Consider the following 10,898-nt stretch of genomic DNA (forward strand, 5'->3'; position numbering starts at 1 on the left):
TGAGTTTAAGAAAAATCAGATTCTGGATTTATATAATGTAGTTTGTGTAATTCTCACATCCCACATCCCACATCCATTATCAACTAATCCATTACACCATGTCAACTTTACTTCCCGTTTTTTATCTTCCGCCCATCTCTTGGTTTTCCGTTTTTTTGCAGGGAGATTCCGAGATTATTTTTGAGCAATTCGAAAGTTTCCCAAAACAAACTTACCGAAACCGAACCGTGATTTATGGTGCCAATGGTGCCCTGTCATTGATTATTCCTATCAATCATAATGGAACAAGAACCTATAAAGATGTCGAAATTTCTTACCGAGATAAATGGTCACACCTTCATTGGAAATCCATTAAAACAGCCTACCAAACTTCAGCCTATTTCGAATATTACGAAGATACCTTAGCGGAAATTTTTACTACCAAGAAAAAAAACCTTTTCGATTTTAATCTTCACGCTTTAGAAATTATACAGAAACTTTTGAAGACTGAGCAGAGATTTTCTTTCAGCTCAGAATATTTTAAAGAACCTTCGGCACTGGATTTGCGTACTGGCTTCTCAGCAAAGGATAAAGAATCAAAAGAGATGGAAGTTTATTTCCAGAATTTCAGCGACAAGTATGGGTTTCAAGAAAATCTTTCCATCATTGATTTGCTTTGTAACAAAGGTCCAGAATCCCTGACCTATATTAAAAGTATTCAAATAAAATAAAAAAAAGTATGAAAAAAATACTGATTGCAGGTTTGTTCATGAGTGGTTTTGCCGCTTTCGCACAAGAAAAAGTTAAACCATTAGATTCGCCAGTTGATACTGATTTAATGACTTGGTATCACAAAGATTTCTCCGCCTCTAATATCTATGGAGTAAATACTCAAAACGCTTATAAATTTTTAGAATCCAAAGGTTTGAAACCAAAACCTGTCATAGTTGCTGTTTTAGATAGTGGCGTAGAGGTTACCCATCCAGGATTGATTAAAAATATGTGGAAAAATGAAAATGAGATTCCAAATAATGGCAAAGATGATGACGGAAACGGTTACGTTGATGACATACATGGCTGGAATTTTATTGGCGGTAAAAAAGGAGACATCACCGTGGATAATATGGAAGTTACGCGCGTTGTAAAAAAATACCAAAACGTTTTTGAAGGTCCAAATTCAACCACCAACAAAGCCAATCAGCAGAAAATGGCGGAAGAATTCGATATGTATATGAAAGCCAAAGCTATTTTCACGAAAAAAAGTGTAGAAGCTAAGCAGAATTATGAAGTATACTCCAGAATTCAAAGAAATATTCCACAGACCATCGCCTTATTGAAAGGGCAAAATCTGACTCAAGAAGTTCTATCATCCATAAAACCCACCACTGCAGAGGAAGCGATGGGATTACAAATGTTGTCACAAATAAGCGGAGATCCATCCATTGCTGGTAAATCTCCCGCAGAGGTGCAGAAGTTCCTGGAAAAAGAAATGAAGTCTGCATTAGACTATTTTTCTCCACAGGCAACCAAAGCATATAATCTAGATTACGATCCTCGTGCATCCATTGTTGGCGATAATTACGATAATATTAATGAGAAATATTATGGTAACAATCATTATGCAGATCCTGATGGAGAACATGGAACCCACGTCTCCGGAATCATTGCAGGTTTACCAAATGGAAAAGAAATACAATATGGTGTGGGTTATAAAACCGCCAAAATTATGGCCATTCGCGCCGTTCCTGATGGTGATGAACGAGATAAAGATGTTGCAAATGCCATCAGATATGCTGTAGATAACGGTGCGAAAATTCTCAATATGAGTTTTGGTAAGCCAGTTTCGCCTGGTAAATCTACAGTTTGGGATGCATTTCAATATGCACAAGATAAAGGTGTTTTATTGGTAAAAGCAGCAGGAAACGAGAATGAAGATATTTCAGAAAATGTGTATTATCCTACCAATTTTAAAAATATTACAGATCCTGCACCCTTTGTCAATAATATGATTGTTGTGGGCGCATCTACCAATGAGAATGAATTTTTACGCGCAGATTTCTCCAACTATAACCAGAGAATGGTTACTTTATTTGCCCCCGGGGAAAAGATTTACTCCACTGTAAAAGATGGAAAGTATGAATATCTGCAGGGAACATCTATGGCTTCGCCAGTTGTTGCAGGTGCAGCCTCAGTTCTTCTTGCTTATATGCCAAATCTTACGCCGAAGCAAATTATTGAATCGTTTGTAAAGACAGTCAATAAGTCTACCGTGAATGCCATGATTAAATCCAATACCAACAACAGATTTGATTTAATTTCTGAGGCAGGTGGTGTTATCGATTTAAGGAAAGCTGCGGAGTATGCATTTACTAATTTTTATAAGAATAACTCAACAATAAACACCAAAGAGATTCCAGCGAAAAAGAAGGTGGTAAGAAAACCCGGAAAACGCGCTGCAGTTCGCAAATAAAAATTACAGATACTATTAAAAAGTTCGATTTATTCGAACTTTTTTTTGTTAATAAACTAGAGTGGCACGGTTTTTTGTAGTTTAATTGCAAATAATTTTATTACTATGAAAAATTTAATCATCGCCGGATTTGTGGGGGCTATGCTCACCGTTTCTTGCTCAGGCGTAAAAAATGCAGCGACCTCTCAAAATAATAGAGCCGAGTTTTTAAAAATGAAAGGAGACTTTGAAATAACAAGTGTTGATTATGACAAAAGCTTTAAAGTAAAACCATTCGATGAAGGTGCAGACGCACAATGTTTCGTTGGTAGTCACTGGAGATTAATTCCCAATAACTACAGTGGTTCTTATACCTTAAAAGGTGGCGGAGATTGTCCAAGCGTGATTCAGCCGATTAAATTTGAAGTGGTTAATGGAAATCAATTTCAATTTAAAAAAATGTTAGAAGGTTCGAAAGCGAAATCAGTAACTGAAGGTTATGTTTTAACTTTAGTAAACCAAACAACAGATGCTTTTAGCTTAGAACAAAATATTCCTTCAAATGGTGAAAATGTAAGAATTGTTTACAACTTCGCTAGAACAGGAATGAAATAATAAAACACACACATATAAAATTATATTATGAAAATTTTTAATAAAACAAATATTGCCGCTCTTTTTATATCAACAGCAATGGTAACTACAAGTTGCGAAGCCGTAAAAAATTCAAATAATCAACAAAGAGGTACTGTTATCGGAACTACTGCAGGGGCAGTCTTAGGAGGCGTTCTTGGGAATAACATTGGAAAAGGTGGAAATGCTCCTTTAGGTGCAGTTCTTGGTGGAATCGTTGGTGGAGTTGCAGGTAATGTGATCGGTAACAGAATGGACAAACAAGCTAAAGAAATTAAAGAAACTTTACCAGGTGCAGAAGTAGAAAGAGTAGGAGAAGGAATTAAAATTACAATGAAAGAAAATATTGTAAATTTTGGTTTTGACTCTTCTGATCTTACAGCAGTTGGTAAAATGAATTTAGATAAACTAGCTACAGTTTTGATCAACAATCCAGATACTAACATAAATATCTACGGTCACACAGACAGCAGAGGAACAGATGCTTACAATAATTCATTATCAGACAGAAGAGCCGCTTCAGTTAAAGCTTATCTTTCTTCTAAGGGAGTAGGTACGGCTAGAATGATGACCATGGGAGTTGGGGAAAAAGATCCTATCGCTTCTAATGATACCGAAGCTGGTAGAGCAGATAATAGAAGAGTAGAATTTGCCATTACCGCAAATGAGGAAATGATTAATGACGCAAATACTGGTCAATAAAATCAATTTCTAGTTTCAAATATAAATCCGCCTCGTGCGGATTTTTTTTGTTTTAAAATCACTATTTTCGCAGTTGATTTTAACACGTATGATGAAGTATTTAAAACTGCTCCGCGTAGAACAGTGGGTCAAGAATTTATTTGTTTTTGCACCCTTGTTTTTTTCGGGAAATGTTACCAATTATGATTTACTCGCCGAGAGTATTTTTGCATTCGTCATTTTCTCCCTTATTGCGAGTTCAGTTTATATCATCAATGATTATTCTGATGTTGAATCAGATAGAAAGCATCCAGAAAAAAAAGATCGTCCTTTAGCCAGCGGCGCCATTTCAAAATCAACAGCAATTATAATATTGCTCATTTTGTTGATATTATGTGTTGGGGGAATATTTTTTGGACAGCCGTATTTCAGCCAGAATATGTGGAAATTCGCTACCATCATTGCGTTTTACTTCCTTATGAATTTGGCGTATACCTTTAAACTAAAACACGTCGCAATTATAGATGTTACCATCATCGCCTCTGGATTTGTACTCCGAGTTTTAGCAGGAGGATATGCAACAGGAATTTATATTTCTCAATGGGCAATATTGCTCACCTTTATTTTAGCTCTGGTTTTAGCCATCGGGAAAAGACGTGGAGAATTAATTAATGCACAGATTTCTGGTAAAACAAGACGGGCATTAGACGGCTACAATGTGCAGTTTGCAGATATCGCTTTGTCAATAAGTTGTACGTTAGCTATTGTATGCTACTTGATGTTTACACTTTCGCCAGAAGTTCAAAAACGATTTCACCCACGTGTTTTCTATACCGTGATTTTTGTTGTTTTTGCCTTTTTAAGGTATCTTCAGCAAACTTTAGTGTACAATAGAACCGAATCTCCCACCAAAGTAATTTATAAAGATCGCTACATTCAGGTGACAATGGTCCTTTGGATTGTTGCTTTTTTACTCCAAATTTATTTCAAATAATGAAACCAAATTTTAAACAGACCGTTACAAATTGGGGTAATTTTCCCGTGGTGGTGAAAGAAATGAAATCCGAAGACTCTTTAGATAAAATCAAAAAGTTTGTAAAAAATAGAAATGAAGTAATCGCGCGTGGAAATGGCAGATGTTACGGCGACGCTTCCCTTTCAGAAAATATTTTTTCCACCAAAAGACTTAATAAATTCATAAGTTTTGATCGTTTAAACGGCATTTTAGAATGTGAATCCGGTGTCCTTCTTTCCGAAATTTTAAAAGTGATTGTGCAGCAAGGATATTTTCTGTATGTGACGCCCGGAACCAAGTTTATCTCCGTTGGTGGAGCTATAGCTTCAGATATTCATGGAAAAAATCATCATGCAGAAGGTTGTTTTTCAGAATATATCATAGAATTTACTTTGCTCAATGAGCATGGAGAAGTTTTAAAATGCTCACGATCAGAGAATGCTGATAAATTTTGGTCAACCATTGGTGGCATGGGACTTACAGGCATTATACTTTCTGCAAAATTCAAATTAAAAAATATTGAAACGGCTTATATTCGGCAAGAAAGTATTAAGGCAGAGAATTTAGATGAAATTTTCACCCTGTTTGAAGAGAGCGAAAACTGGACGTATAATGTTGCATGGATTGATTGTTTGCAAAAAGGCGATCAAATCGGGAGAAGTATTTTAATGCGCGGGGAACACGCATTTTTGCATCAGATTCCAGCTAAACTGAATGATAAACCGCTGCGATTAAAAGCCAAATCTATTCCTACCATTCCTTTCTATTTTCCAAATTTCATACTGAATAATTTGACCGTAAAACTTTTTAACTTTTTTTACTATAAAAAGCAGACCCAGAAAGTGGTGAAAAATTTTGTGGATTATGAAAGCTTTTTTTATCCGTTGGATATTGTTAATGATTGGAATAAAATTTACGGTAAAAGTGGTTTTATCCAATATCAAATGGTCATTCCAAAGTCGCGAGGCAAAGAAGGCATGAGAAAAATTTTAGAAACCATAGCCTTAAGTGGTAATGGATCTTTTTTAGCCGTGCTTAAATTGTTTGGTAAAAATAATGCAGAAGCTTATAATTCTTTCCCGATAGAAGGCTATACTTTGGCTTTGGACTTTAAAGTGAATTCACAATTAAAAAGCTTGGTAGAAAAATTAGATCAGATTGTAGAAGAATTTGGCGGTAGAATTTACCTTACAAAAGACAGTATGAGTAAATCTTCACTCACTAATTATCTTCAAAATGTTCAAAATCCGAAGTTCGTTTCTTTGCAGCACAAAAGAATTATCAGCAACCAATAAAACGGTCTGAGTTTTATTAATTAAAATTTTAAAAGTTAAATTATCCCTCAATGATCGTACTTGGAAGCAATTCAGAAATAGCGCAATCCTTTGTAGAAAAGGCTTTGGAGGCGGGTGAAAAGTACGCCACCATTTTCCTCTGCACCAGCAACAGAGAAACTACGGAGAAATTTGCAAAGCATATTGACGTTAAATTTCTGCAGCAATCTGAAATAATTGATCTTAATTTAGAAGATGAGGTAGATTACACTGAATTGGCGGAGTTATCTTCAGATTTAATATTCTGCGCAACTGGTTACCTAGGTTTGGGAAGTGAAGAAGGGCTGTACGATAGAAAAAACACAGAAAAAATAATTGATATTAACTTTGGGAAGCTCGTTCCCGTTCTCAATTTTTTTGCAGAGAAATTAGAGCGGCAACGTTTCGGGACTTTAATCGTTTTATCTTCCGTTGCGGGTGATCGCGGCAGACAAAGCAACTTTATCTATGGCAGCGCAAAAGCAGGTTTAACTGCTTATTTAAGTGGCCTAAGAAATTATTTGTTTGAAAAGAAAGTCCACGTTTTGACTATAAAACCCGGATTTATGGATACCAAAATGACGGAAGGTTTACCGCTTAATCCAAAACTAACAGCGACTCCAAGACAGGCTGCAGATGCAATTTATTCCGCTTACAAAAGGCGAAAAAATGTAGCCTACGTTTTACCAATTTGGTATTTTATTATGCTGATCATTAGAAATATACCAGAATTTATTTTCAAAAAATTAAAATTATAACCAATTATCTCCTCGAAAGACATTATGAAAAAGTTGTATTTTTTTGATTTTGATGGAACACTTACTTACAAAGACACCATGTTCTTATTTTTGAATTTTTACGATTCTAAAAAATTTAGGCTTCAGTTTATAAAATTTATTCCTCTGTTCGTGCTCTTAAAGTTAAACCTTACCAATGCGGAGAAGGTGAAAAAAAGTTTTGTGTCTTCTATTTTAAAAGGACAGTCAAAAAGCCGCATAGAAAAACGCGCCCAAGATTTTTTCAATTCTTTTTATCCTGATGGTATTCGTCAAAACGCTTTGGATTTTATGAAGAATATGGACCGAACTAAAACAGAAAGTTATTTAGTAACGGCATCTTTGGATATTTGGGTGAAACCTTTTGCAGAGAAATTTCAAATGCAATTAATCGCGACCCAAGCTGAATTTAAAAACGGCGTTTTTACAGGAAACTTCATCGGCAGTAATTGCAATGGTTCAGAAAAAGTAAATCGTATAAAAGCAGTCATTGCAGATAAAAAGTATGATAAAACACTTGGCTTCGGAGATACTTCTGGTGATCAAGAAATGTTAGCTTGGGTTAATGAAAGCCATTTTAAATTTTTTCACTAATTTTGACCTTCAAAATTCTCTTTAAAGTAAGTTTCAATAATGAATAGAATATATCTGGATAATGCGGCTACTACGCCCATTTCAGCGGAAGTAATCGATGCGATGGTTGATGTTTTAAAAATAAATTACGGCAATCCATCCTCTACTCATAGTTTTGGTCAGGAGGCGAAAATTTTAATAGAGAATGTAAGGAGGCAGATTGCAGATTATCTTCATGTAAGTCCTGCAGAAATTACATTTACGTCTTGCGGGACAGAATCTAATAACATGATCATCAAATCATGTGTCAATCATTTAGGAATCCAAAGAATCATAACCTCGCCGATGGAACACAAATGTGTGGCGGAAACGGTGATGGATATGAAAAAACGCCACGGAGTGGAAGTGGTTTATTTGCGTCCAGATCACAACGGAGATCTCGATTGGCAAAAATTAGAAGAAGTTCTACAAAGCTCCGATAAGAAAACACTCGTCACTTTAATGCATGCCAATAATGAAATTGGAAATTTAATCGATTTGAAAAAAGTGGGTCAAATTTGCCATGATCACAAAGCGTTATTCCATTCGGATACGGTTCAGTCAATGGCGCATATGAATTTAGATTTATCTGAAATCCCGATCGATTTTGCTTCGTGTAGTGCTCATAAATTTCATGGCCCGAAAGGAAGTGGATTTGCATTTATTAGAAAAGCTTCGGGCTTAAAAGGAATTATTACAGGTGGACCACAGGAAAGAACCTTGCGTGCAGGTACAGAAAATGTCGCAGGAATTGTAGGTCTTGGAAAAGCATTGGAGATTTCTCTAAAAAATATGGAGGCTTATTCTAAACACATGCAAGAAATTAAAGAGTACACTAAAAATCAGCTTCTTGAAAAGATTGAAGGTGTAAAATTTAATGGTAGAAGTGCTGAAGCAGATCAAAGTTTGTACACCGTGCTTAGTGTTTTGCTGCCTTTTAAAGATCCTTTGATTGGTTTAAAATTAGATATGAAGGGTATCGCAATTTCGCAGGGAAGTGCCTGTTCGTCAGGTGCTACTAAACCTTCTATGGTGATGATGGTGCTGTTAGAAGAAGAGGAGATGAATACTACCACACCGCTGCGTGTATCTTTCAGCCATCTCACTACAAAAGAAGAAATTGATGTCTTAATTTCTGCACTGTCAGAAGTTGCAGCACAATTCAGCATAGAAAAAACAAATATTGAGCATAGATAACCGATTGAGGTTATTGTTCATAAAATCGTAAATTTGTACTTTAAATTATAATATAAAACTAGATAAAATGGCATTAGAAATTACAGATCAATCATTTAAGGAAATGGTTTTGAATTCAGATAAGCCCGTATTGGTAGATTTTTGGGCAGTATGGTGTGGACCTTGCAGAATGTTGGGGCCAATTGTAGAAGAAATTGCAACCGATTTTGATGGTAGAGCAGTAGTTGGTAAAGTTGATGTAGATAACAACCAACAGGTTTCTGTAGATTATGGAATCAGAAATATTCCTACTATTTTAATTTTCAAAGGTGGTGAAGTAGTGGATAAAATCGTGGGTGTAGCTTCAAAAGAGGTTATTGCTGAAAAATTATCTGCACACTTGTAAAAATATTCAGTTGAAAATGAGTGCTTTCGGTATCCGAGAGCATTTTTTTTTGAAATATATTTTGATAATTGCATTAAAGTTGTATTTTTGCACTCACCAAAAAGAAAGAAATTTTTTTTTATTCTGATCCGGTAGTTCAGCTGGTTAGAATGCCGCCCTGTCACGGCGGAGGTCGCGGGTTCGAATCCCGTCCGGATCGCAACTACAATATCAAAGTAGTACAAAAAGCTTTAAAACATATGTTTTAAAGCTTTTTTCGTTTTATGTGTGTTCAAAAAGAGTTAAAAAAGCACAATCTGAAAGTGACCTATTCAGTGACCTGTAGAAACAGGTTAAAATAGGTCACTGGAAATTCAGATAAACCGTGTTCAGGAGCTAGTTCAGCAACTGAACATCTTGTGCTGAGGTTTTGCTAAGGTTAATTTTAAATCTTAAAACAACACAAAATGAACAAGACCTTTAATTTACTTTTCTATGTAAAAAAAGCCAAAGTCAATTCTGCAGGAGAAGCTCCTATTTATTTGCGAATTACCATTGACGGTAAAATATCTGAGATCAGTACAAAACGTACGATAAAACCTTTAAAATGGAATTCTGCGATGCAAAAGATCAGTGGTTCTTCAGAAGAGAGTAAATCGCTTAATTTTTATCTAAAAACATTTGAGCAGAAAGTTTACAATACTTATCACGAAATGATGAGAGATAAAGTAACGGTGACTTGTGAAGCGCTTAAAAATAAGCTATTGGGTAGAGGTGAACTTTCAAGAACACTTATTCCTGTTTTTCAGGATCATAATGATCGAATGGAAAAGCTTGTAGGGAAGGAGTTCGCTCCTGGAACATTAATCCGCTATAAGACGACTCTAAAACATACCAAAGAGTTTTTGAAATGGAAGTACAATATTTCCGACATTGATTTTAAGAAAATAGATTACGCTTTTCTGAATGATTTTGAATTGTTCTTAAGAACCGAAAAATCCTGTAACAATAATTCGGCAGTAAAGTATATCAAAAATTTAGGAAAGATAATTCGTATTTGTCTTGCAAATGGATGGATGGAAAGAGATCCTTTTATGAATTATCAGTCCAAGTTTAATGAAGTTACAAGAATGTTTCTTAATGAAAAGGAAATAGAAGAGCTTTTTGCCAAAGATTTTAAAAATGAAAGATTGTCTTTGGTAAGAGATATTTTCCTGTTCAGTTGTTTCACTGGATTGGCATATATTGATACTAAAGAACTCACCTATCAAAATATTAATTTGGGGCTAGATGGATCTCAATGGATTTATACCAGACGTCAAAAAACTAAAACGACCTCTAATATTCCTTTGCTTTCTCAAACAGAACAAATTATTGAAAAATATAAAAATCACCCAGTGTGTGTGAATAGGGGAAAATTGTTGCCTATTCTTAGTAACCAAAAAATGAATGCTTATTTGAAAGAGATTGCAGATTTGTGTGGTATTAATAAAGAATTAACCTATCATATTGCACGTCATACTTTTGCAACGACTATCACTTTGTCTAACGGAGTTTCTATTGAAAGTGTAAGTAAAATGCTTGGTCACAAAAGTATTAAGACCACCCAACATTATGCGAAAATTCTAGACAAAAAAGTAAGCGAAGACATGATGTTATTGAAACAAAAATTTGTTGATAAAAAGAATGTGGCAGCAAACTTGCAAAGTTCGGTGTAATTGACCACCTAGATTCGGTTTAAAGTGACCATGTAAATTCGGTTTAAATTGACCACCTCTTTTTTGTGGTAAAACGACTGTTTTTCATGCGCTAATTTGTATTCAAATATAATTAATTTTCGGCTTTATTTATTCCTCTTTTTTTACGCATCGATTCGCCT

General features: G+C 35.1%; 11 protein-coding genes and 1 tRNA gene. All 12 read left to right on the forward strand.

Features of this window, described 5'->3' with window-relative positions; all coding sequences use genetic code 11:
* Positions 1-98 precede the first annotated feature (98 nt).
* The 12 genes from RCH13_RS10790 (at position 99) to RCH13_RS10845 (ending at position 10,737) form a co-directional block, all read left to right on the forward strand.
* On the forward strand, positions 99-710 hold the full coding sequence (locus tag RCH13_RS10790) for a WbqC family protein (protein ID WP_326987250.1): 612 nt from the start codon (positions 99-101) through the stop codon (positions 708-710).
* A gap of 8 nt (positions 711-718) precedes the next feature.
* Entirely contained in the window at positions 719-2,449 is a 1,731-nt protein-coding gene (locus RCH13_RS10795) for a S8 family serine peptidase (RefSeq protein WP_326987251.1), read from the forward strand.
* Between the two features lie 105 nt (positions 2,450-2,554).
* Positions 2,555-3,043, forward strand: coding sequence for a hypothetical protein (locus tag RCH13_RS10800; RefSeq protein WP_326987252.1), 489 nt, complete (start codon positions 2,555-2,557; stop codon positions 3,041-3,043).
* A 27-nt stretch (positions 3,044-3,070) separates the two neighbouring features.
* The gene (locus tag RCH13_RS10805) at positions 3,071-3,763 is read left to right on the forward strand and encodes an OmpA family protein (RefSeq protein ID WP_326987253.1); all 693 of its coding nucleotides are present in this window, start codon (positions 3,071-3,073) and stop codon (positions 3,761-3,763) included.
* A gap of 88 nt (positions 3,764-3,851) precedes the next feature.
* The gene (locus RCH13_RS10810) at positions 3,852-4,736 is read left to right on the forward strand and encodes a decaprenyl-phosphate phosphoribosyltransferase (protein ID WP_326987254.1); all 885 of its coding nucleotides are present in this window, start codon (positions 3,852-3,854) and stop codon (positions 4,734-4,736) included.
* Complete coding sequence (locus tag RCH13_RS10815) at positions 4,736-6,052, forward strand: FAD-binding oxidoreductase (protein ID WP_326987255.1); 1,317 nt, start codon at positions 4,736-4,738, stop codon at positions 6,050-6,052. Before RCH13_RS10810 ends, RCH13_RS10815 begins: the two co-directional genes overlap by 1 nt.
* Positions 6,053-6,102: 50 nt before the next feature.
* Complete coding sequence (locus tag RCH13_RS10820) at positions 6,103-6,828, forward strand: SDR family NAD(P)-dependent oxidoreductase (protein ID WP_326987256.1); 726 nt, start codon at positions 6,103-6,105, stop codon at positions 6,826-6,828.
* 24 nt (positions 6,829-6,852) lie between these two features.
* Entirely contained in the window at positions 6,853-7,440 is a 588-nt protein-coding gene (locus RCH13_RS10825; RefSeq protein ID WP_326987257.1) for an HAD-IB family hydrolase, read from the forward strand.
* Positions 7,441-7,479: 39 nt separating this feature from the next.
* Positions 7,480-8,655, forward strand: coding sequence for a cysteine desulfurase family protein (locus tag RCH13_RS10830; RefSeq protein ID WP_326987258.1), 1,176 nt, complete (start codon positions 7,480-7,482; stop codon positions 8,653-8,655).
* Between the two features lie 67 nt (positions 8,656-8,722).
* Entirely contained in the window at positions 8,723-9,040 is a 318-nt protein-coding gene (gene trxA, locus RCH13_RS10835; RefSeq protein ID WP_326987259.1) for a thioredoxin, read from the forward strand.
* A 125-nt stretch (positions 9,041-9,165) separates the two neighbouring features.
* Positions 9,166-9,239, forward strand: a tRNA-Asp gene (locus RCH13_RS10840).
* Between the two features lie 247 nt (positions 9,240-9,486).
* Positions 9,487-10,737 carry a site-specific integrase gene (locus tag RCH13_RS10845; protein WP_326987260.1) on the forward strand — a complete coding sequence of 417 codons (1,251 nt, stop codon included), beginning with the start codon at positions 9,487-9,489 and terminating at the stop codon, positions 10,735-10,737.
* Positions 10,738-10,898: the final 161 nt, after the last annotated feature.

It is taken from the genome of Chryseobacterium sp. MP_3.2, from assembly GCF_035984805.1.
Lineage (GTDB): Bacteria > Bacteroidota > Bacteroidia > Flavobacteriales > Weeksellaceae > Kaistella.

What these genes read in the sequence shown, in the direction of transcription:
- RCH13_RS10790 (WP_326987250.1), top strand. Translation starts at nt 99, where the DNA reads ATGTCAACTTTACTTCCCGTTTTTTATCTTCCGCCCATCTCTTGGTTT.
- RCH13_RS10795 (WP_326987251.1), top strand. Translation starts at nt 719, where the DNA reads ATGAAAAAAATACTGATTGCAGGTTTGTTCATGAGTGGTTTTGCCGCT.
- RCH13_RS10800 (WP_326987252.1), top strand. Translation starts at nt 2,555, where the DNA reads ATGAAAAATTTAATCATCGCCGGATTTGTGGGGGCTATGCTCACCGTT.
- RCH13_RS10805 (WP_326987253.1), top strand. Translation starts at nt 3,071, where the DNA reads ATGAAAATTTTTAATAAAACAAATATTGCCGCTCTTTTTATATCAACA.
- RCH13_RS10810 (WP_326987254.1), top strand. Translation starts at nt 3,852, where the DNA reads ATGATGAAGTATTTAAAACTGCTCCGCGTAGAACAGTGGGTCAAGAAT.
- RCH13_RS10815 (WP_326987255.1), top strand. Translation starts at nt 4,736, where the DNA reads ATGAAACCAAATTTTAAACAGACCGTTACAAATTGGGGTAATTTTCCC.
- RCH13_RS10820 (WP_326987256.1), top strand. Translation starts at nt 6,103, where the DNA reads ATGATCGTACTTGGAAGCAATTCAGAAATAGCGCAATCCTTTGTAGAA.
- RCH13_RS10825 (WP_326987257.1), top strand. Translation starts at nt 6,853, where the DNA reads ATGAAAAAGTTGTATTTTTTTGATTTTGATGGAACACTTACTTACAAA.
- RCH13_RS10830 (WP_326987258.1), top strand. Translation starts at nt 7,480, where the DNA reads ATGAATAGAATATATCTGGATAATGCGGCTACTACGCCCATTTCAGCG.
- trxA (WP_326987259.1), top strand. Translation starts at nt 8,723, where the DNA reads ATGGCATTAGAAATTACAGATCAATCATTTAAGGAAATGGTTTTGAAT.
- RCH13_RS10845 (WP_326987260.1), top strand. Translation starts at nt 9,487, where the DNA reads ATGAACAAGACCTTTAATTTACTTTTCTATGTAAAAAAAGCCAAAGTC.